The organism is Streptococcus troglodytae, assembly GCF_002355215.1.
Taxonomy (GTDB): Bacteria; Bacillota; Bacilli; order Lactobacillales; family Streptococcaceae; genus Streptococcus; species Streptococcus troglodytae.
In genome coordinates this window covers 1,634,140-1,657,434 of sequence record NZ_AP014612.1, presented here as the reverse complement: position 1 = coordinate 1,657,434, position 23,295 = coordinate 1,634,140, and the positions used below count along the sequence as shown (strand labels likewise).

15 protein-coding genes and 4 pseudogenes are annotated in these 23,295 nt (G+C 37.1%); 16 read left to right on the top strand and 3 right to left on the bottom strand.

The features are described 5' to 3' along the window. Positions 1-2 precede the first annotated feature (2 nt). Entirely contained in the window at positions 3-1,643 is a 1,641-nt protein-coding gene (locus tag SRT_RS07980) for a cell division site-positioning protein MapZ family protein (RefSeq protein WP_161940045.1), read from the top strand. A gap of 160 nt (positions 1,644-1,803) precedes the next feature. On the opposite strand, the gene SRT_RS07975 is transcribed toward SRT_RS07980, so the two are convergent. After that, complete coding sequence (locus SRT_RS07975) at positions 1,804-2,286, bottom strand: S-ribosylhomocysteine lyase (protein ID WP_128833699.1); 483 nt, start codon at positions 2,284-2,286, stop codon at positions 1,804-1,806. Between the two features lie 144 nt (positions 2,287-2,430). Between SRT_RS07975 and SRT_RS07970 the strand changes: the two genes are divergently transcribed. From SRT_RS07970 to SRT_RS07910, 13 genes and pseudogenes are all read left to right on the top strand, one after another. Beyond that, the gene (locus SRT_RS07970; protein ID WP_128833698.1) at positions 2,431-4,038 is read left to right on the top strand and encodes a ribonuclease Y; all 1,608 of its coding nucleotides are present in this window, start codon (positions 2,431-2,433) and stop codon (positions 4,036-4,038) included. A gap of 447 nt (positions 4,039-4,485) precedes the next feature. After that, positions 4,486-5,118, top strand: coding sequence for a guanylate kinase (gene gmk, locus SRT_RS07965; protein ID WP_128833697.1), 633 nt, complete (start codon positions 4,486-4,488; stop codon positions 5,116-5,118). Between the two features lie 23 nt (positions 5,119-5,141). After that, positions 5,142-5,459: a DNA-directed RNA polymerase subunit omega gene (gene rpoZ / locus SRT_RS07960; RefSeq protein WP_128833696.1), complete on the top strand. Its 318-nt coding sequence runs from the start codon at positions 5,142-5,144 to the stop codon at positions 5,457-5,459. A gap of 41 nt (positions 5,460-5,500) precedes the next feature. Next, the gene (locus SRT_RS07955) at positions 5,501-7,852 is read left to right on the top strand and encodes a primosomal protein N' (protein WP_373276252.1); all 2,352 of its coding nucleotides are present in this window, start codon (positions 5,501-5,503) and stop codon (positions 7,850-7,852) included. 92 nt (positions 7,853-7,944) lie between these two features. Further along, complete coding sequence (gene fmt / locus SRT_RS07950; protein ID WP_128833695.1) at positions 7,945-8,880, top strand: methionyl-tRNA formyltransferase; 936 nt, start codon at positions 7,945-7,947, stop codon at positions 8,878-8,880. Continuing rightward, positions 8,861-10,183, top strand: coding sequence for a 16S rRNA (cytosine(967)-C(5))-methyltransferase RsmB (rsmB, locus tag SRT_RS07945; protein WP_193432414.1), 1,323 nt, complete (start codon positions 8,861-8,863; stop codon positions 10,181-10,183). Before fmt ends, rsmB begins: the two co-directional genes overlap by 20 nt. Positions 10,184-10,221: 38 nt before the next feature. Continuing rightward, complete coding sequence (locus SRT_RS07940) at positions 10,222-10,965, top strand: Stp1/IreP family PP2C-type Ser/Thr phosphatase (protein WP_128834061.1); 744 nt, start codon at positions 10,222-10,224, stop codon at positions 10,963-10,965. Continuing rightward, positions 10,962-12,811, top strand: a pseudogene (gene pknB, locus SRT_RS11200) (Stk1 family PASTA domain-containing Ser/Thr kinase). The gene SRT_RS07940 and the pseudogene pknB overlap by 4 nt, the downstream one beginning before the upstream one ends. Positions 12,812-13,256: 445 nt before the next feature. After that, positions 13,257-13,951: pseudogene (gene liaF / locus SRT_RS07930) on the top strand (cell wall-active antibiotics response protein LiaF). Beyond that, entirely contained in the window at positions 13,948-14,952 is a 1,005-nt protein-coding gene (liaS, locus tag SRT_RS07925; protein ID WP_128833693.1) for an envelope stress sensor histidine kinase LiaS, read from the top strand. Before liaF ends, liaS begins: the two are co-directional and overlap by 4 nt. Next, positions 14,945-15,586, top strand: coding sequence for a response regulator transcription factor (locus tag SRT_RS07920; protein ID WP_161940044.1), 642 nt, complete (start codon positions 14,945-14,947; stop codon positions 15,584-15,586). The genes liaS and SRT_RS07920 overlap by 8 nt, the downstream gene beginning before the upstream one ends. A 43-nt stretch (positions 15,587-15,629) precedes the next feature. Beyond that, positions 15,630-17,044, top strand: a pseudogene (locus SRT_RS11195) (Cof-type HAD-IIB family hydrolase). After that, on the top strand, positions 17,028-17,414 hold the full coding sequence (locus SRT_RS07910) for a S1 RNA-binding domain-containing protein (protein WP_161940072.1): 387 nt from the start codon (positions 17,028-17,030) through the stop codon (positions 17,412-17,414). The pseudogene SRT_RS11195 and the gene SRT_RS07910 overlap by 17 nt, the downstream one beginning before the upstream one ends. A 92-nt stretch (positions 17,415-17,506) precedes the next feature. Here the strand turns inward: SRT_RS07910 and SRT_RS07905 are convergent. Next, a pseudogene (locus SRT_RS07905) lies at positions 17,507-18,282 on the bottom strand (glycyl-radical enzyme activating protein). 121 nt (positions 18,283-18,403) lie between these two features. On the opposite strand from SRT_RS07905, the gene SRT_RS07900 reads away from it, so the two are divergent. Beyond that, on the top strand, positions 18,404-19,150 hold the full coding sequence (locus SRT_RS07900) for a DeoR/GlpR family DNA-binding transcription regulator (protein WP_128833690.1): 747 nt from the start codon (positions 18,404-18,406) through the stop codon (positions 19,148-19,150). Between the two features lie 146 nt (positions 19,151-19,296). On the opposite strand, the gene SRT_RS07895 is transcribed toward SRT_RS07900, so the two are convergent. After that, positions 19,297-20,645, bottom strand: a protein-coding gene (locus tag SRT_RS07895) for an IS3-like element ISSmu1 family transposase (protein WP_128834060.1) whose coding sequence is annotated in 2 segments (ribosomal slippage) — positions 19,297-20,204 and positions 20,204-20,645 — 1,350 coding nt in all. Because the reading frame shifts where the segments join, the coding sequence is not laid out codon by codon here. A 192-nt stretch (positions 20,646-20,837) separates the two neighbouring features. On the opposite strand from SRT_RS07895, the gene SRT_RS07890 reads away from it, so the two are divergent. After that, complete coding sequence (locus SRT_RS07890) at positions 20,838-23,294, top strand: glycyl radical protein (protein ID WP_128833689.1); 2,457 nt, start codon at positions 20,838-20,840, stop codon at positions 23,292-23,294. The last annotated feature ends 1 nt before the right edge of the window (position 23,295 follow it).

The following is a 23,295-nucleotide window of genomic DNA, read 5'->3' as shown; positions in this document are numbered from 1 at the left end:
GCGTGTCAGAAAAGGAAAAAAATCCAGTAGAAAACAATGAGAGCAAAGACAGTCTTGATTTTCAAGATGCCAAGGAAATGACAGTTGGTGAAGCCGTTCGTAAGGATTCCGAAATTAAGGCTGGTGTAACTGAAGAAGATAGTGTTCTAGACCGTTATATTAAGCAACATCGTGATGAAGTAACCGCACGGAAATTTGATACTAGCAGTGATGATTTTGAAAGTATTGATACTAGCACACTTGATAATTTTATTAAGCAACAGCGTCAGGAATTAGTTGACACAGGTTTAATTGATCCCATTGAGGAGCCAGAAGAAGAAATACTTTCTGAATCAGCGATTTCTACTGACACTGCTAAAGAGCAGAGCCTAGAAGATACCATTGTGGCACCAGCTATCAATCCCAATCAGGAGATCTGGAAGAAAGACGAATTTGATGATGTTCCTTTGTCAGATACGCAAGAGACTGCCAAATTAGATACTGAGGAGAAGTCTAGCTTTTTGACTGCTCCAACCTCTGCTTTAGATAAGGATGATGTTGGGAATTCTGAAGATTTTGATGAAGATGATGAGACAAAACCGCCTTTTTATAAGCGTAAAAAAGTGATTATGACATCACTTATCGTTTTACTTTTGCTGGCTGCTGGTGCTACATACAGTGTTTATCAATTGAGCCATCACACAGTAAAAACTAAGAGAACAACAAAATCAACGTCAACAAAGGAATCGACAGATTTTACAGCAGCTTCTAAAAGGTTTGAAAAATCCTATACGGCTTTCTTTGCGGATGCAAAGAGAACGAAGTTAAAAAACAATCAATTTGCTAACTTGCCTAAATTAGAAAAACATTTGAAAAAACTTAAGAACAGCAAATATTATGACGAGGCTAAAAAGAAGTATGAAAGCTTGAAGCGTCAAATTTCAGCGATTAATGCTGTAAATGGGAAATTTAAAACGACTGCCATTCTTAATGGCGAACAAAAAGCAGCCGCTGTTAAAGATAATGCAAATTTTGATGATATTTCAGAAAAGAGCTTAAATACAGGAAATGCTACATTAGATGCCCTTTTGAAATCTGTCATTGCTGATGGACGTAAACAATTAGAAGCTAAGAATAAGAAATCAGGAAGTTCAGCTGCTTCATCAAATGCCGGCAGCGGTACATCATCAAATACTGAAGGCAGTAATCAAAATGCTCAAGCGCCAGCTGCTGATTCCAATACACCAGCTAATGGCTCATCTGGATCTAATAATGCATCTGGTAACACATCACCAAGTACCCCTGCTGCTCCAAATAATGGGACATCAAATGCAGGTGCTTCTGGTTATGGTATTTCTAACTATGATGTTTCTAAGCTGCAGCGTGATCGTAGTCGAGTTCCTTATGACCAATCTAAGATTGCTGATAGTAACAATTCAGCTTGGGCCTTTAATGCAGGTATTTTAGAAAAAATAGTAGCTATTTCACAACAACGTGGTTATATTACAGGTAATGACTATATTCTTGAGAAAGTTAATATTATCAATGGTAATGGTTATTACAATATGTTTAAGCCAGATGGAACTTATCTTTTCTCAATTAATTGTAAAACAGGTTATTTTGTGGGAAATGCCGCCGGTCATTCGGATAAATTAGATTATTAAAAAAGAATGAGATGTCTAAAAGTGTTAGAGAGATACTTTGGATTATTTTCTTAAGAAAGACAAACATTGTTATCTTTTCATATTTCAAGATCAAATATTAAAATAGGATGAATATCCCTTGACTGCTCAGTAGCAGTTAGGGTATCCATCCTGTTTTTATTTACACTAGATGCCGCTCAAAAGGATCATCTGAAATGCCTTGTTTTAAAATCAGCTTTGCCCATTCTTTAGCTGAAAAAAGGCTATGATCTTTGTAATTCCCACAGGACTCAATAGTTGTTCCAGGGACATCTTCCCATGAGATTGTATTAGCAATTTCTTCTAAACTTGCTTTGATGACTGTGGCAATTTGGGTTGTTGTATGCTTGCCCCACATGATGAGATGAAAACCAGTACGACAGCCAAAAGGGGAACAGTCAATCATCCCGTCAATACGCTGACGAATCAGCTTAGCCAGTAAGTGTTCAATAGTATGAAGGCCTGCAGTCGGAATAGAGTCTTCATTAGGCTGTACTAAGCGAATATCAAAGTTGGTAATAAGATCACCTTTAGGTCCAAACTCTTCTGAAATAAGACGGACATAAGGGGCTTTTACAGCAGTGTGATCAAGTTCAAAGCTTTCAACAGTAACTTCTTTTGTCATAGTAAACTCCTTTTAGTTTTATGATAATCATATCATAATTTAAAAAATGTTGCTGATAATTTTAGATTGTAGAAAATGGTATTTTATGATAAACTATAATTTGGATTTTCTAATCGAAATCCAATAATATTTTGAGGTAAAAGCATGTTAAATATTCTTTTAACTCTTGTTTTCTCCCTCATTGGTTTGGTTATTGGTTATGCAGTTATTTCGGCTCGTTTAAAGAAAGCTAAAGAAACCGCAGAACTGACTCTTTTAAATGCAGAACAAGATGCTGTTAATGCTCGCAGTAAAGCTGAAATGGATGCTGAGCATATCAAAAAAACAGCAGAACGTGAAAGTAAGGCCTATAAAAAGGAACTGCTTATAGAAGCAAAAGAAGAGGCTAGAAAATATCGCGAAGAGATTGAAAAAGAATTTAAGTCTGAAAGACAAGAGCTCAAACAAATGGATGCGCGTTTGACAGAGCGTGCAGCATCTCTTGATCGTAAAGATGAAAATCTAAGCAGCAAAGAACAATTGCTTGATAATAAAGAGCAAAGTCTATCCGATAAATCTAGGCATATTGATGAGCGTGAACTACAAGTTAAACAATTAGAAGTTAAAAAGGCTGAGGAACTTGAGAAAATAGCATCCTTAAGTCAAGAACAAGCACGCGGCATTATTCTTTCGGAAACAGAGAAAAATTTAGCGCATGATATTGCGAATCGTATTAAAGAAGCAGAGCGCGAAATCAAAGATAGGACGGATAAAACAGCTAAAGATTTGTTAGCTCAGGCTATGCAACGTCTAGCAGGAGATTATGTAGCTGAACAGACCATTACGACAGTTCATCTCCCTGATGATAGCATGAAAGGTCGTATTATCGGCCGCGAAGGGCGTAATATCCGAACGCTTGAGAGCTTAACAGGGATTGATATTATTATTGACGACACACCAGAGGTGGTTGTTTTATCAGGCTTTGATCCTATTCGTCGAGAAATTGCTCGTATGACTTTAGAAGCGCTTATCCAAGATGGCCGTATTCATCCTGCTCGAATTGAAGAATTAGTTGAAAAAAATCGACTGGAGATGGATAATCGGATTCGTGAATATGGTGAAGCTGCTGCCTTTGAAATTGGCGCTCCTAATCTTCATCCCGACTTGATTAAATTGATGGGACGTTTGCAATTTAGAACGTCTTATGGTCAAAATGTTCTTCGCCATTCTGTTGAAGTTGGTAAATTAGCTGGACTTTTGGCCAGTGAATTAGGTGAAAATGTTGATTTAGCTCGCCGCGCTGGTTTTCTACACGATATTGGAAAAGCTATCGACCGTGAGGTTGAAGGCAGCCATGTTGAAATTGGAACAGAATTTGCTCGTAAATACAAGGAAAATCCTGTTGTGATTAACACTATTGCCAGTCACCATGGTGATGTGGAAGCGCAATCGGTCATTGCTGTTTTAGTTGCTGCTGCTGATGCACTCAGTTCAGCTCGTCCGGGTGCTCGCAATGAGTCTATGGAAAATTACATCAAGCGTCTGCGTGATTTGGAAGAAATAGCAACAAGCTTTGATGGTGTTCAAAATAGCTATGCCTTGCAAGCAGGCCGTGAAATTCGTATTATGGTTCAGCCAGAAAAACTTTCTGATGATGATGTCACCATTTTAGCTCACAAGGTTCGTGAAAAAATTGAAAATAATTTGGATTATCCAGGTAATATTAAGGTTACAGTCATTCGTGAACTTCGTGCGATTGATTATGCTAAATAAGAAAAGCAGGGCTGGGACAAAATTGTTCCGCCCTTTTATTGTGCAGTGGTTTCCGTTTAACGCAGCGGTTGGTCGGAAGTCCCTTTCTAAATTCCATGAAGGAAAGTTTGTGTCAATACCTAATTAACTTTGTGAAAAGTGAGACGATAAAATCAAAATTAGGAAGTGCGTGGTTCTGTATTTTAATCGGATTATGTCAAGGAATTTAGGCATACTTTTGTTCGCTCCAAAAATTTAAAAAGCCATAAACGGACTTTGTACGGTATGAGCGCTTAAGCTGGCTATGTAGTCGTAACGCAATACTTTGTAATGGTTAATAAGGCAGTCTTATTTAGTGAGGAGTGTCCGTCATTAGCTACTGGAAGAAAGAGATAAAGTTAGGAAAAATTTCTTGATAATCCCTTGGCTTTTTGTTAAACTAGAAACAGAAACTTTAAGGAGCAAGAAATGTCTGAACGTGGTTTATTAATCGTTTTTTCAGGACCTTCTGGTGTTGGTAAGGGAACGGTTAGGCAGGAAATTTTTTCAACACCTGACCATCAATTTGAATATTCTGTTTCCATGACAACGCGTCCGCAAAGGTTGGGTGAAATTGATGGTGTTGATTACTTCTTTCGGACACGTGAGGAGTTTGAAGAACTCATTAAACAAGGCCAAATGTTAGAGTATGCTGAGTATGTTGGTAATTATTATGGCACACCTTTAACATATGTAAATGAAACGTTAGATAAGGGAATTGATGTTTTTCTTGAAATCGAGGTACAAGGCGCTCTTCAAGTTAAACAAAAGGTTCCAGACGGTGTTTTTATTTTCTTAACGCCGCCAGATTTGGCAGAATTAAAGGATCGATTAATTGGACGTGGAACAGACAGTCAGGAAGTAATTGCTCAACGCATTGAACGTGCTAAGGAAGAAATTGCTTTAATGCGCGAGTATGATTATGCTGTTGTCAATGATGAAGTAAAACTGGCAGCAGAACGGGTCAAGCATATTATTGAGACGGAGCATTTCCGTGTTGAACGTGTTATTGGCCGTTATCATAAAATGATTAATGAAGAATTGCCTTTACCCTTTAGATAAATTAGAAAAGAGATAAAACTTTTATGATGTTAAAACCATCAATTGATACCTTGTTGGATAAGGTACCATCAAAATATTCACTGGTTATTTTACAAGCTAAACGTGCACATGAACTTGAATCTGGAGCAACCCCAACTCAAGCCTTCACATCAGTTAAGTCAACCCTTCAAGCACTTGAAGAGATTGAAACAGGTAATGTCGTTATTCACCCTGATCCAGAAGCCAAACGTGCAGCTGTGAGAGCTAGAGCTGAAGCTGAACGTATTGCGAAAGAAGAGGAAGAACGTAAAATCAAAGAACAAATTGCTAAAGAGAAAGAAGAAGAAGGTGAGAAAATCTAAGGTTGACATCAATCTTAGATTTTTTCATATTGAGGTAAGTTATGACAAAAATTGCAAAGGTCATTGTAGATGTGCCCTTAATGCAAACGGATAAACCCTTTTCTTATAAAATTCCAGAGGCGTTGTTACCAGTGATTACAGCAGGTTCACGTGTTCATGTTCCCTTTGGTAAAGGAAATCGATTACTACAAGGATTTGTAGTGAGTGTGGATAGCGGATCAGCTCAGCATTTAAAAACAATTATTGACGTTTTAGATGTGGAACCGGTGCTTAATCAGGAGCAGTTGGAATTAGCAGATCAAATGCGTAAAACGGTTTTTTCTTATAAGATTTCTATTTTGAAATCAATGATTCCAAACCTCTTGAATTCTAATTATGATCGTTTGCTGAAACCTAAAAAAGGGCTGTCTCAGGAAGAAAAGGCCTTAATTTTTGCTGGTAAAAAACAGATAAATTTTTCGCAACTGAATCAAGAAATACAGACTAAAAGTTTAAGTCTGATACAGGCTGGTAAAATTGATATAGAATATATAGCCAAGGATAGAAAGACAATTAAAACGCAAAAATGTTATGATGTTGATCTTGAAAAGTTATCTCATCTTCTTATCAATAAACGAGCTAAAAAGCGGCAAGAACTGAAAGATTATCTTGCTAATCATCCGCAGTCCGGTCCTCTTTCGGATCTGTATCGCCTTTTTTCAAGAGAGGTTGTTCATTATTTTATAAAAGAAGCTGTTCTCAACATTTCGCAAGTAGAAGTGAATCGTACTCAAAGCTATTTTGAAAATATTATTCAATCTGATTTTCTTGATTTAAACCAAGAACAGCAAACAGCAGTAGAGCAAATAACAGCTGCTATTGGTTCTTCTAATAAGCCTTATCTGCTTGAAGGGATTACAGGCAGTGGAAAAACAGAGGTCTATCTCCATGTCATTGATCAGACTTTGAAATTAGGCAAAACAGCCATTGTTCTAGTTCCTGAGATTTCGTTAACCCCTCAGATGACTAGTCGCTTTATTTCTCGCTTTGGCAGTCAAGTTGCTATCATGCATTCGGGCTTGTCTGATGGTGAAAAATTCGATGAGTGGCGTAAAATGAAATCCAATCAAGCCAAAGTTGTTGTTGGGGCGCGCTCTGCTATTTTCTCTCCTTTAAAAAATATTGGTGCGATCATTATTGATGAAGAGCACGAGGCGACTTATAAACAAGAGTCTAGTCCACGCTATCATGCGCGGGAGGTAGCACTACTACGCGCCCAATATCATCAGGCAGTTTTAGTCTTAGGCAGTGCGACGCCATCTATCGAGAGCCGAGCGCGGGCCAGTCGTGGTGTTTATAACTTTCTGCAGCTCAGTCAAAGAGCCAATCCTCAAGCGCACATTCCCAAGGTAGAAATTGTAGATTTTCGTGATTATATCGGTCAGCAAAAAGTGAGTAATTTGACACCTGTTCTGCTAGATAAAATTAAAGATCGTCTAACAAAAAAAGAACAGGTCGTTCTTATGCTTAATCGTCGCGGGTATTCTAGTTTTATTATGTGCCGTGACTGTGGTTATGTTGATAACTGTCCCAATTGTGATATTTCCTTAACTTTACACATGGATACCAAAACCATGAATTGTCACTATTGTGGCTTTTCAAAAGGAATCCCTTATGTCTGTCCTAATTGTCAAAGTCGGACAATTCGTTATTATGGAACAGGAACGCAAAAAGCTTATGATGAATTAAAACAAGTTCTACCAGAAGCACGCATTTTACGGATGGATGTTGATACAACCCAAAAAAAGGGGGCGCATGAGAAAATTCTGAAGACATTTGGTCGTCATGAAGCCGATATTCTTTTAGGAACGCAAATGATTGCCAAAGGACTTGATTTTCCTAATGTTACTTTGGTTGGTGTCTTAAATGCAGATACCTCACTTAACTTGCCAGATTTTCGCTCGAGTGAGCGTACTTTTCAACTTTTAACACAGGTGGCAGGCCGTGCAGGCCGTGCAGATAAACCGGGTGAGGTTTTGATTCAGACCTATAATCCTAATCATTATGCTATTCAATTGGCAAAGGATCAGGACTATGAAGCTTTTTATCGCTACGAAATGAGAATTCGTAAGGCACTTTCCTACCCACCTTACTATTTCACAATTGGTTTGACTCTATCGCATAAAGACGAGCAAGAGGTTATCAAAAAATCTTATGAGATAGTGACGTTGATCAAGGAAGGACTGACAGATAAGATTAAAATATTGGGTCCAACACCCAAACCTGTCGCTAGGACGCACAATCTTTATCACTATCAAATTATCATTAAATATCGTTTTGAAGAGCAATTGGAGATTGTTTTAAATCACATTTTAGATTTAACTCAAGCTAAAGAAAATAAAAGTTACGTTTGATTATTGATCATGAGCCACAAAGTTTTATGTAAAACACTTTAAACTTGCTAAGTGCTTATGGCAGATTAATGACACACTAAATGAGGTTATAAATGACAAAATTAATTTTTATGGGGACACCTGATTTTTCAGCAACTGTTCTTAAAGGTTTGCTAGAGGACAGTCATTACCATGTCTTAGCAGTTGTTACACAACCAGATCGTGCTGTTGGTCGTAAAAAAGAAATTAAGATGACGCCTGTTAAACAACTTGCTTTAGAACATGGTTTAAAGGTTTATCAGCCTGAGAAGTTATCAGGTTCATCGGAAATGGTAGAATTAATGAATTTGGGTGCTGATGGTATTGTGACAGCTGCCTTTGGTCAATTTTTACCAATGACATTAATTGATTCTGTTGATTTTGCTGTCAATGTTCACGCATCTTTGCTGCCTAAATACCGCGGTGGGGCACCTATTCATTATGCTATTATCAATGGAGATAAGGAGACTGGTGTAACCATCATGAAAATGGTCAAAGAGATGGACGCTGGGGATATGATTGCAAAGGCGTCAACACCAATTACAGATGCGGATGATGTTGGCAGTATGTTTGAAAAGTTAGCTATCATTGGGCGTGACTTGCTTTTGCAGACGCTTCCAGACTATCTGTCTGGTAAAATTAAGCCGCAGGCTCAGGATGATAGTCAGGCAACTTTTTCTCCTAATATCAGCTCTCAAGAAGAAAAAATTGATTGGAGCAAATCTGCCCGAGATATTTTCAATCAAGTCCGTGGTATGAATCCTTGGCCAGCTGCTCACACTCTGCTTGATGGTAAACGTTTTAAGATTTATGCTGTTGAAATCGTCAATGGAGTTGGAAATCCGGGGGAAATCATTGAAAAAACAAAGAAATCTCTGATTGTAGCTGCAAACCAAGATGCTTTATCATTAAAATTGGTTCAGCCTGCTGGAAAACCTAAAATGTCTATCACTGATTTTTTAAACGGCCTAGGTCAAAAACTTAAAGTGGGTGATTATTTTGAAAAGTAAGCAACCAACTGCACGTAGTGGTGCCCTTTTTGTCTTAACCGAAATTTTTGATAAGACTGCCTACAGCAATATCGCTTTAAGGCACTATTTAAGCAAGCACGAACTTTCTCAGGCTGATAGAGCCTTATTGACTGAGCTCGTTTATGGGACCTTGACCCGTAAGATTACCTTGGAATGGTATCTTGCTCATTATATTGAAGATCGCAATAAATTAGAAACTTGGATCTATTATTTGCTTATGCTTAGCCTTTATCAAATTCTTTATTTAGATAAAATTCCTCAGCATGCTATTGTTAATGAAGCTGTTGATCTGGCAAAAAGCAGAAATAGAGGTGCTGAAAAGTTAGTCAATGCTGTGTTAAGGCAGTTTTTACGCCAAAAAAGACCCGACATAACTGCCATTAAGCGAAAAAATAAACGGCATTCCATCACCTATTCTGTGCCTGTTTGGTTAGTAAAAAAAATGATTGAGCAATTCGGTGAAGATAGGGCAATCAGCATTTTGAAAAGTCTTTTAACTCGAAGTAAGGCTAGTATTCGTGTGGTTAATCCTGATCAAGTGGAAGTGATAGCAAAAGCAACAGGAGCTCAAAAATCGGTTTTATCACCTTGCGGTCTGGTCAAAGCATCAGGCCAGTTTTTTGATAGTGATTTATTTAAACAGGGAAAGATCACCATTCAAGATGAGAGCAGTCAATTAGTAGCACCCACTTTAGCTATTAAAGGAAATGAGACTATTCTAGATGCGTGTAGTGCTCCTGGAGGAAAAGCTGTCCATATAGCTTCTTATTTGACGACGGGTCAGATTATAGCACTTGACTTGTATGATCATAAACTAAAATTAATCAAAGATAATGCAGACCGTCTAAAAATTGCCGATTATATAAAGACGCAAAAATTAGATGCTAGAAAAGTCCATAAATACTTTGCTAAGGATACATTTGATAAAATTTTAGTTGATGCCCCTTGTTCAGGAATTGGCTTGATTAGGCGTAAACCAGATATTAAGTATAATAAGGATAGTAAAGATTTTACCAGCTTACAAAAAATTCAGTTAGAGATTTTAGATAGTGTTTGCCAAACTATAAAAAAAGGTGGTATAATAACATACAGCACATGTACTATTTTTGCTGAAGAGAATCAAATGGTACTCAAACAATTTTTGGAACAGCATCCAAATTTTGAACAGGTAAAATTAAATCATAAAAAGAAAGATATTGTCGTTGATGGTTGTCTTCTTATTACACCTGAACAATATCTAACAGACGGCTTTTTTATCAGCCAAGTTAAGCGTATTTCGTAAGATTTAGGAGGAGGCTGACCTTGTCAGACAACGAGCATATGAAAATTTCCCTTTTTACAGATATTGGACAGAAGCGTTCTAATAATCAGGATTTTATCAATAAATTTGATAATCGTGCGGGGCATACACTGATTGTATTGGCAGATGGTATGGGTGGTCATCGTGCCGGAAATATAGCCAGTGAGATGACCGTTACTGATTTGGGACGCGAATGGATTAATACAGACTTAACGGACTTAGGACAAATCCGTGATTGGCTGGTTAATAATATCGAAAAAGTTAATCGCCGGATTTATGAATTAGGTCAAACAGATGATTTTCAAGGTATGGGGACAACTATTGAAGCCTTAGTTATCGTTGAAAATAATGTTCTTTTTGCTCATATTGGTGATTCACGGATCAGTTTAGTTCACGATGGGGTTTATACGCAATTGACTAGTGATCACTCTCTAGTTAATGAATTAGTTAAGGCTGGTCAAATAACAGAAGAAGAGGCTGCTAGCCACCCTCAAAAAAATATTATCACACAGTCTATTGGACAAGCTAGTCCAGTTGAACCAGATCTTGGTATTCAAACTTTAGGAGCAAATGATTATCTTTTAGTTAATAGTGATGGTTTGACGAATATGATTTCGAATGAAGCTATTGTTGCTGTTCTAACTGATGAAACAAAGAACTTAGATGAAAAAGCCAAGCACTTGATTCAATTAGCTAATGAAGCAGGTGGGCTTGACAATATTACTGTAGCCTTAATTCATGCCGAAAGTGAGGGAGATCAATGATTCAGATTGGCAAATTATTTGCTGGTCGTTATCGGATTCTCCAGTCTATCGGACGAGGTGGGATGGCAGATGTTTATTTAGCTAATGACTTGATTTTAGATAATGAGGAAGTGGCCATTAAGGTCCTACGTACAAATTATCAGACAGATCAGGTTGCTGTGACACGTTTTCAGCGGGAAGCACGTGCCATGGCAGAACTTAATCATCCTAATATTGTAGCCATTCGTGACATTGGAGAAGAAGACGGTCAGCAATTCCTTGCGATGGAATATGTTGATGGTGCCGACTTGAAGAAATATATTCAAGACCACGCCCCTTTATCAAATGCTGAAGTTATTAGAATTATGAAAGAGGTTCTTTCTGCTATGACTCTTGCCCACCAAAAGGGCATTATTCATCGGGATTTAAAACCTCAAAATGTTTTACTGACCAAAGATGGAACGGCTAAAGTAACAGACTTTGGTATTGCTGTGGCTTTTGCTGAAACGAGTTTGACACAAACTAATTCAATGCTGGGTTCAGTACATTACTTATCTCCTGAACAGGCGCGTGGTTCTAAGGCTACTGTTCAAAGTGATATCTATGCAATGGGGATTATGCTTTTTGAAATGCTGACAGGCCATATTCCCTATGATGGCGATAGTGCTGTTACAATTGCTTTGCAGCATTTTCAAAAGCCTTTACCATCTATTATTGCTGAAAATAAAAATGTCCCTCAAGCTCTTGAAAATGTTGTTATTAAAGCAACAGCTAAACGATTAACAGACCGCTATCATTCAACGCAGGAGATGTTGCAGGATTTAAGAACGTCTCTGCAGCCAAATCGTAGCCGTGAAAGAAAGCTTGTTTTCAGTGACGCTTCAGATACAAAACCACTGCCAAAACTGGAACAGGCAGCAGCAAACTCTTTAGCTGCTCAGTCTTTAAAAACAAAACTTCCAATCAGGATAAAGTAGATCATAAATCTAAGCCTAAAGCCAAACCACAACCTAAGCCTAAGAAAAAAGGACATTTTTTAGCTCGTTTCTTTAAAATCTTCTTTATATTAGTTGCCATTGGTATTGCTGTTTTGACCTACCTGGTTCTGACAAAACCGAGTACTATTTCAGTTCCTGATGTTTCAGGAGATAAATTATCAACAGCCAAGATGATTATTAGAAAATCGGGTCTTAAGGTGGGTGACGTTCAAAAAATTGAGGATGATAACGTTGGTGCTGGAAAGGTCGTAAGAACTAATCCAAGTGCAGGCAGTAAAAAACGTGAAGGTTCTAGTGTTGATATTTTTGTAGCTAGTGCTAAGGGATTTAAGATGGAGGATTATACCGGTCAAGATTACAAGGATGCTATTGATAATCTGACTAATAACTATGGTGTTTCTAGGGACAGTATTGTTCTTAAGGAAGTTTCATCTGATGACTACAGTGGTGGAACTGTTATCGGTCAATCACCAAAACCCGGAAAGACCTATCATCCTAGCAGTGATAAAAAAATAACTCTCAAGGTCGTCAAAGTCACTATGCCAAATCTTAAAAATTCTACTTATGAAGAGGCTGTCAGTACTTTAACAGCTATGGGGATTTCTTCAAGCCGTATAAAAGCTTATGATGCCAGCGATTACTCATCGGAGATTTCATCACCGTCATCTTCGTCACTCGTTGTCGGTCAAAGTCCTTATTATGGTAATACTGTTAGTTTGTCATCTAACGATGATATTATCTTGTATGTTTCAACATCAGGAGGATCTCATTCTGGTTCGTCATCGTCTGAATCTTCAAGCAGTGAAGGAACAACATCAAGCGAAGCTTCGACAGACTCTAGTTCAAGTGCGACGACAACTTCACACTAAATAAAGAAATAGCTAAAACAAGGACTGAGAAGAATCTATTCTCAATCCTTGTTTTGATATATCATGGTTCAAACTGTTGAATGATATAAGCGGTTAATTATATGAAGTCATTAGGTTATCTTGTCTAATTCAAGTTATGGTTATGATCTGTTGCTGATAAAGTTATCATTTAATGCAGATGCATCTATCTGTTATAGTTATTATATTTATAAGGATAAGGTTCTTGCCTTAGTCTCCTTGTTTGAAGAGGTAATTTTTTGCCATCAAACTTGTATCTGCCTAAGATTAAGGCTGTATAAGATTAATGCGTGATAACTAAGCGATGACGTCTCTGGCATTTAAAAAATTTTCTTTATCTTTAGCGTTATCTGGTCTAGATCAAGAAGTGAAATTTATCCTAAATTTTGATACAATGACTAATAATTGTAGAACTGAAGGAAGCCTTATGCGAAAATTCCAATTTTTTTGGTTGTTGAAACCATCTTAATTGCTTTAGCTTTTATGACTATTTTAGCGAGTAATCTCTCAAGTTTTATCTTGATTGTGGTTATTACTCTTTTAGCCTTGAGATTTTATCGTTTAGGCAGTCGAAATGACTTTTTATTGACAGCAAGTTTACTTTTACTCTTTCTTATTTTTATGCTCAATCCTTATACAATTGCTGCGGTACTTGTTGGGATTCTTTATGTCATGATTAATCATTTTGCTCAAGTCAAAAAGAAGAATCGCTACGCTTTGCTAACCCTGCAAGAAGAAGGCTTAGATGTGACTAAAAAACCACATCAGTGGATTGGTAATGATGAACATGTAGAAACAGATTCCTATGCTTTTGATGATATCAATGTCATTCGTCTCAGTGGAAGTGATGTGATTAATCTCAGTCAGGTCATTGTAAGTGAACAAAATAATGTGGTCATGATTCGTAAAGTTTACGGACCTACCAAGATTTTAGTTCCTGTTGATGTCTCAGTCAGTTTGGATGTTAGCAGCATCTATGGCTATGTTCGCTTTTTTGATGCACCAGAATATGATTTGCGCAATGAGGAAATTAGACTGTCTGATCATAAAGATGGAAGAACCAAATCTGTAAAAATTATCATCAATGTCATTGCGGGCTTGGTGGAGGTGGAACGTATATGAAAAAAAAGACTATCTTAATGATTTTTTTATACGCGGCAGTTACCATCATTTCCATTGTTTTTGTCATTATTAACAGCCTTAATCTTGATTTGAAAAGTTTGTTAGCTGATTGGCTTGTTCTTGAGCAATTTATTTTATCGCTTCTTGCTGCCTTTATTTCCTTGACTTTTCTTTTACTGTTGGTATGGATGATTTTAGATGATAATAGCAAACGCCATCTCAATCAGAATTTGAAACGCATTCTGCTTAATCAGGCCATTACACAGGAAGATGATACCGAATTAGGGAAAAACGTTAATCGCCTTTCTCATAAAATGCAGCAGTTAACTAATAATTTGCAAAAGACGGAAAATGCTTATATTGCTAGCAGTCAGGAAATTGTCAAAAAGGAAAGAAAACGCATTGCTCGAGATTTACATGACACAGTGAGTCAAGAACTATTTGCTTCTTCTATGATTTTGTCAGGTGTTTCTCATAATCTTGATCAGTTGGAAAAAAAACAACTGCAGACACAATTATTAGCCATTGAAGATATGCTCAACAATGCTCAGAATGACTTGCGAGTCCTTTTACTGCATTTGCGTCCCACAGAATTAGAAGGAAAGACACTTTCAGAAGGACTTGCTATGATTCTTAGAGAATTAACTGATAAGAGTAATATTGAGGTTGTTTATAAGGAAGATATTGGGAAACTTCCTAAAACGATTGAAAGCAATTTTTTCCGAATTGCCCAAGAATTTATCAGCAATACCCTTAAACATGCCAAGGCTAGTCATCTAGAAGTTTATTTGTATCAAACTTCTTCAGAAGTTCAGCTGAAGATGGTTGATGATGGTATTGGTTTTGATATGGATGTCGTTCGAGATTTGAGTTATGGTCTGAAAAATATTGAAGATCGCGTTAATGATTTAGCTGGGACAGTGAAGTTTTTAAGCGCTGAAAATAAGGGTGTTGTGATGGATATTCATGTACCAATAATGAAAGGAGATGCTGATGAGTAAAACAAAAGTTATATTGGTTGATGATCATGAAATGGTTCGATTGGGTTTGAAAAGTTTTCTTAATTTACAAGATAATGTAGAAGTTGTCGGTGAAGCTAGTAATGGCCGTCAGGGGATTGATTTGGCTTTAAAATTAAAACCAGATGTCGTTGTCATGGATTTGGTTATGCCGGAGATGGATGGCGTAGAAGCCACTCTTGAACTCCTAAAAGATTGGAAAGAAGCCAAAATTCTAGTTTTAACCAGTTATTTAGATAACGAGAAAATTTATCCCGTCATTGAAGCAGGTGCTAAAGGTTATATGTTGAAAACTTCCAGCGCAGCTGAAATTTTGAATGCTATTCAAAAAGTAGCTAAGGGAGATTTAGCGATTGAAACAGAAGTTGATAAGAAAATCAAGGATCATCATAATAATCCTGATTTGCATGAAGATTTAACAGCGCGTGAACGAGATATTTTGGCTTTACTTGCTAAAGGTTATGATAACCAAACGATTGCTGATGAGCTTTTCATTTCTTTGAAGACTGTCAAAACACATGTTTCTAATATCTTATCGAAATTACAAGTTGATGATCGGACCCAAGCCGTTGTCTATGCTTTTCAGCATCATTTAGTGCCACAGGACGAAAATTAGACTCTGTGTTATAATAAAATAGGCCGTTCACAAAAGGAGAACAATGGATCTTAGAACAAAATACAAAGCCAAAAAATAAAAGCTGTCTTTTTTGATATTGATGATACCTTACGCATCAAAGATACAGGTTATATGCCTGATTCAATCAAAAAGGTTTTTAAAAGCTTGCAAGAAAAGGATATTTTAACTGGTATTGCTTCAGGGAGGGCACCTTACGGTGTTGTTCCAGAAATTCGTCAATTAAATCCAGATTTTTTTGTCACCATTAATGGTTCCTATGTGATTAATCATAAAGGTGAAGAATTATCTAATGATCCAATTCCTAAAGATATTATTGAAAAATATGTTGCTTGGTGCCAAGAAATTGGTATTGAGTATGGTTTTGCTGGTAAAGACAAAGCTGTTGTTTCAAAACGAACCGAGTTGGTTGATAAGGCTCTAGTCCCTGTTTATGGTTTTTGTCCTGTTGAACCCGATTTTTATAAAAATCATGAAGTTTATCATATGTGGACTTTCGAAGATATTGGTGATAGCCTACAACTTTCAGATGAATTGAAAGAACATGTTCGTTTGGTACGTTGGCATGAAAACTCTTCAGATGTTATTAAGAATGGTATTTCCAAAGCGTCAGGACTTGCTCATGTTCTAAAAAAAGTCCATTTAAAACCAGAAAATGTTCTTTTCTTTGGTGATGGACCAAATGATATGGAAATATTTGATTATGTTGGCCTCAAAGTTGCTATGGGCAATGGTCATGGTGATTTAAAAGAAAAAGCTGATTTTATTACAAAAAATGTAGAAGAAGATGGCATTTTGTATGCCTTGGAGGAATTAGGTTTGGTAGAAAAAAAATTACAATTTCCACAATTAGATGTGACTAATAATGATGCCCCTGTGGCTCTTATCAAAACGAATCATGGTGATTTAAAGGTGAAATTATTCCCTAAACAGGCACCAAAAACAGTAGCCAACTTTGTTGCTTTAGCTAAGGATGGCTACTATGATGATGTGATTTTCCACCGTGTTATTAAAGATTTCATGATTCAAGGTGGCGATCCAACTGGTACTGGTATGGGTGGCGAATCCATATATGGTGAGCGTTTTGAAGATGAATTTTCAGAGGAACTTTACAATCTTCGAGGTGCACTTTCTATGGCCAATGCCGGTCCAAATACCAATGGCAGTCAATTTTTCATTGTTCAAAATCAGAATCTTCCATACAGTGCCGAAGAATTAGAACGTGGCGGTTGGCCTAAAGAAATTGCAGCAGCTTATGCCGAAAACGGAGGGACACCGCATCTTGACCGCCGTCATACCGTTTTTGGTCAACTAATTGATCAAGCTTCTTATGAGACTTTAGATGATATTGCTAAAGTTGATACAGGAGCTGCTGACAAACCGATAGGTGATGTTGTGATTGAGAGCATCGAGGTGATTGATGATGAAAATAGGGGATAAGCTAAAAGGAAAAATCTCAGGAATCAAGCCTTACGGTGCCTTTGTCCAATTAGAGAATAACTCAATTGGTCTCATTCATATCTCAGAAATCAAAACGGGTTATATTGACAACATTTATCAGACATTATCGGTTGGTCAAGAAGTGCTCGTTCAAGTCGTTGATTATGATGAATACAGTCAAAAAGCTAGCCTTTCTTTGCGAACTTTGGAAGAAGAAAAGCATCATTACCAACATCGCCATCGTTTTTCCAATAATCGTTTAAATATTGGCTTTAAACCTTTAGAAGAACATTTACCAACCTGGGTTGAAGAAAATCTTGATTATTTGAAAAGGGATCAAGATGAGAGTGATAATCAAACTAAAGATTAAGTGTTCGTTAAAAGAGTAATAAAAGAAACTGCCTTCTTAAGTTTTGGATTCTTCTGTCCAACTTAAAATTGCAGTTTTTTATTTTATGTTTTTTAAAAATAACAGTCAATGCCATGTTCTAGAAAAACAGATTGGTAATCATAGAGGTCTTCCGGGTGAAGAGCTGTATAGCCAGACATTTCATATTTCCGATTGAGGAGCTTGTATTTATTTTCTCCAAATTGATGAAAAGGAAGCAATTGGACTTTATCTACCTGAATAGCATTAAAAAGTTTTGCAAAGTGTTCAGCATCATCCAAGGAATTATTAAAATCAGGTATGACAGGGATTCTTAAAACGATTGTTTTTTGTGCGTAAAGGCATAATGAATGTTTTGGATAATAAGATTATTATTGACACCAGTTACTTTGCGATGTTGAATGGTATTGTAATGTTTCAAATCGGTGTAAATAAAATCAACATATTGAATCAAATCGATAAATTTTTCATGATCGACAAAAGCTGTTGTTTCAATGGTTGTGTGGAGTCCTTCTTCTTTGGCACATTTGAGAATGGCCTTGGCAAATTCAAATTGGGCAAAAATTTCACCACCAGACAGCGTGAGACCGCCTCCGGATTCTTCATAGAAATCAATATCCTTTTTAACTTCTGATATGATTTCCTCCACTGTTTTTTCTTCCCCCATAATCATTGGTAATTTCGTTTCGGCATCCAGCATTTGTTCGGGTTGATATTTTTGAGATTCAGGATTAGAGCACCAAGGGCAGTGTAGAGGACAACCCTTTAAAAAAACAGTTGTGCGAATACCGGGGCCATCATGGATGGAAAAATGTTGAATATTGAAAATAATTCCTTTCTCACTCGTCATATTTTTGCCTTTCTTTTCTCAATTTATAATCAGCTTATCACAAAAACGAAATAATATCAATTACGAATGTAACTTTATTTTTAATACTTTATCTGTTAAAATGAATTCAGAGGTGATTGTTATGAAGCGTTTAGATGAGATTATTAACTTAGTTTCTCAAGAAAAAAAAATAGATGTTAATACCTTATCTCAAAAATTAGGTGTATCAAAAGTTACGATTCGTAAAGATTTAGATAAATTGGAAAGCAAAGGATTGCTGCATCGCGAGCACGGTTATGCAGTGTTAAATAGCGGTGATGACTTAAATGTCAGGCTTTCTTATAACTATAATATCAAAAAGCGTATTGCTGCAAAGGCAGTTGAAATGGTGCGTGACAATGAAACCATTATGATTGAATCAGGTTCAACCTGTGCTTTATTAGCGGAAGCTATTTGTCAAAATAGACGCAATGTCAAAATTATTACCAATTCTTGCTTCATTGCAACTTACATTCGAAAGTATGATTCTTGTCAAGTGATTTTGCTTGGAGGTAATTACCAACCTAATTCCGAAGTAACTGTTGGCCCCTTGCTAAAAGAAATGATTAAGTTGTTTCATGTTGAAAAGCTGTTTGTAGGGACAGACGGCTTTGATGATAAGTTAGGGTTTATGGGAAAAGACATGATGCGATGTGAAGTTGTTCAATATATGACTGAATCGGCTGATGAACTAATTGTTTTAACGGATTCAAGCAAATTTGCTAAGCGTAGTTTGGTCAATCAATTTACTTTGAATCAAGTTTCTCAAGTCATAACAGATTCTGCCATCTCAGAAGCAAGACAAGAGCATTTAATAGCTAATCATATTAATCTAAAATTGGTCAATTAAAGCATGATATGAGACGGCTGAGAATAACAAGAAAAAACGTTTATTCGTAAGGTGACATGTCTTTATGATATTGACTGTAAATTCTTAATAAAAGGTAAAATTGGATCAGTATTTTTGTACTGACCCCAAAAAGTTAGACAAAAAATTTAAGTAAAGGATTTCGTTCTGTACTGTACAGGACTAAGTCCTTTTAGTTTTACCTTAATACGTTTGTTGTTGTAATAATCAATATAGTCTACAATAGCTTGTTCCAATTGCTTAAGTGACTTAAATGTCTTCTCATAACCGTAAAACATTTCGGATTTCAAAATGCCAAAAAAAGATTCCATCATGCCATTATCTGGGCTGTTTCCTTTACGTGACATGAACGGCTGAATCCCCTTGTTCTCTAAAAATTGATGATAAAATTCATGCTGGTATTGCCAGCCCTGGTCACTATGAAGAATAGTATTTGTGTAATGTTTCTCTGTGAAAGCCTGTTCTATCATAGCTTTCACTTGTATCAAGTTCGGTGACGTAGAAAGGTTATAAGCAATAATTTCACTGTTGAAACCATCTAAAACTGGTGACAAATAGAGCTTTTGACCGCTTGCTGGAATGGCAAATTCTGTCACATCTGTGTAGCACTTTTCCATTGGTTTTGATGCTTCAAACTGGCGTTGAATAAGGTTGTCTGCTTTTTTGCCCACCTCTCCTTGGTAGGAAGAATACTTCCGTTTGCGACGAATACGAGCCTCCAAACCAAGAACTTTCATTAGACGTTGAACCTTTTTATGATTTACCAAGAAGCCACGATTTCTCAATTCAAGAGTCATTCGACGATAACCATAATTTCCTTTGTGCTCAGTAAAAATAGCTTGAATTTCAGCTTTAATAGCATGATCTTTATTGCTTTTATCTAGCTGCTTTAAGTGGTAATAATAGGTTGAACGAGCGAGCTTAATAATCTTTAGAAGAATGTCTAAAGAAAACTCCGTTACCAATCCTCGGACAATTTCCGTTTTTCTTCTTGCTCTTTTTCTTCCCTCAATCGGAGTTCTCTCAACTTTTTTAGAACAGCATTCTCCGCTCTCAGATATTCTAATTCTTTCTGAAGTCGCTCTAGCTCTGTCATTTCTTCCGATTTCTTCTTTGGCTTACGTCCCATTTTAGGTGGTCTCCCTCTTGTTTTATCAACAATAGTATACCTATTTTTCTTGTATTGTGCTATCCAATTAGGCAACATTCCATGACTTGGAAGAGCATAATCTAGAGATACCCTTATTTGTGAACGACCTTCAAGAAGAACTTTATCAATGATTTCTTGTTTTAGTTCAGGAGAATAGTAACGATTCTTTCTTTTTTTGACGATCTCTATTCCGTAATGATCAATCAATTTAATCATGTAGCTAAGATTAGAAATTTTTATCCCAAATTTATTTGAAAGCTGCTCTAAGCTATACCCTTGGTTTCTCAGTTCATAGATGAGAACTTTATCCTCATAAGTCAATTTCATAATAAAAACACCCCAAAAGTTAGATTTTTTCTGTCTAACTTTTGGAGTGCAGTTCATTTTGTTTGTAAAAACTGGTCTTTTTCTTTAAATACAGGCTACTTTTTATGAAAAATGGTTGCATTTTATTAAGATTGGTGTTACTATGGTTTCGAAAGAAAAAAAATAAATTACGAACATAAAAGGAGAAGGAAAATGGTGATTCAGCTTTTAACTCAAAAGTACACAAATGATGTCCAAAAGAGTTCTCAAAAACACTTTGGTTATTTGACGGAACGCATGTACACTTATCGTGATAAGGTACTTGAAAAAAAGCCTTATATTGATGCCGAACGTGCCATACTTGCTACAGAAGCCTATAAAGAACATCAAGAAAAACCAAATGTTCTTAAGCGGGCTTACATGCTTAAAAACATTTTAGAAAAAATGTCACTCTATATTGATGATGAAACCATGATTGTTGGGAATCAAGCGTCTAGTGATAAAGATGCGCCAATTTTTCCGGAATACACACTCGAATTTGTTTTGAATGAATTAGATCTCTTTGAAAAGCGTGACGGTGATGTTTTCTACATCACAGAAGAAACCAAAAAGCAAATTCGTGACATTGCCCCTTTCTGGGAAAATAATAACTTGCGTGCTCGCGCAGGTGCCATGCTTCCAGATGAAGTACAGGTCTATATGGAAACAGGATTCTTTGGTATGGAAGGCAAGATGAATTCTGGTGATGCTCATTTAGCAGTCAATTATCAAAAGTTGCTGGAATTAGGACTTGTTGGTTTTGAAGAACGGACACATAAAGCTAAGGCTGATCTTGACTTAACAGACCCAGCCAGTATTGATAAATATCATTTTTATGACTCTATTTTAGTGACAATTGACGCAGTCAAAACTTATGCTCAACGTTTTGTAGTTTTAGCTAAAGAGATGGCAGAAACTGCAACTGCCAAGCGTCGGAAAGAATTATTGGAGATTGCAGCCATCTGTGAACGGGTACCTTATTATCCAGCACGCACCTTTGCAGAAGCTGTACAATCGGTTTGGTTTATTCAATGTATTCTGCAAATTGAATCAAACGGTCATTCCCTTTCTTACGGCCGTTTTGATCAGTACATGTATCCATATGTAAAAACGGATTTAGAAGTAGGTCGTGAAACAGAAGATTCCATTGTTGAGCGTCTGACTAATTTATGGATTAAGACGCTTACCATCAACAAAGTTCGCAGTCAAGCGCATACTTTTTCATCTGCTGGCTCACCGCTTTATCAAAATGTCACTGTTGGAGGTCAGACGCGCAATAAGAAAGATGCGGTTAATCCTTTGTCTTTCCTTGTTTTGAAATCTGTTGCGCAGGCACATTTACCACAGCCAAACTTGACGGTTCGCTATCATGCTGGTCTCAACCCTGATTTTATGAATGAAGCGATTGAAGTCATGAAACTTGGTTTTGGGATGCCGGCCTTTAACAATGATGAAATTATTATTCCATCATTCATCGCTAAGGGGGTGGCAGAAGAAGACGCTTACGATTACTCAGCAATCGGCTGTGTTGAAACAGCTGTTCCCGGCAAATGGGGCTATCGTTGTACGGGTATGAGTTATATGAATTTTCCTAAAGTATTGCTCATTACCATGAACAACGGTATTGACCCAGCCTCTGGCAAACGCTTTGCTCCTGAATTTGGGCATTTTGTTGACATGACATCTTACGAAGACCTCAAGTCTGCATGGGATAAGACGCTACGCTATTTGACGCGTATGAGTGTTATTGTCGAAAATGCTATTGACCTCAGTTTGGAACGGGAAGTTCCAGATATTCTTTGTTCTGCCTTGACGGATGATTGTATTGGTCGTGGCAAACATTTAAAAGAAGGCGGTGCAGTTTACGACTACATTTCTGGACTTCAGGTTGGGATTGCTAACCTTTCAGATTCTCTTGCGGCTGTCAAGAAATTAGTTTTTGAAGAAAAACGCTTAACAACCGCTGAACTTTGGGAAGCTCTGCAATCGGACTATGCCGGTGAACGTGGCGAGGAAATTCGCCAGATGCTGATTAATGACGCTCCTAAGTACGGCAATGACAATGATTATGCTGACCAATTGGTACGTGATTGTTATGATGTTTATGTTGATGAAATTGCTAAATATCCAAATACACGCTATGGTCGTGGTCCAATCGGTGGTATTCGTTATTCAGGAACGTCCTCCATTTCAGCTAATGTCGGTCAGGGACGTGGAACACTAGCAACTCCAGATGGTCGTCATGCAGGAACACCGCTTGCAGAAGGTTGTTCACCATCTCATAATATGGATAAAAACGGTCCAACTTCGGTACTCAAATCAGTATCTAAATTACCGACTGCTGAAATTGTTGGAGGTGTCCTTCTCAATCAAAAAGTAAATCCCCAAACCTTATCAAAAGAAGAAGATAAGCAAAAACTGATTGCCCTCCTTCGAGCTTTCTTCAATCGTCTTCATGGCTATCATATCCAATACAATGTTGTCTCTCGTGAAACTCTGATTGATGCTCAAAAGCACCCTGAGAAACATCGTGATTTAATTGTTCGTGTTGCGGGCTACTCAGCCTTCTTCAATGTTCTTTCTAAGGCAACTCAAAACGATATTATCGCTCGTACAGAACACGCACTTTAAG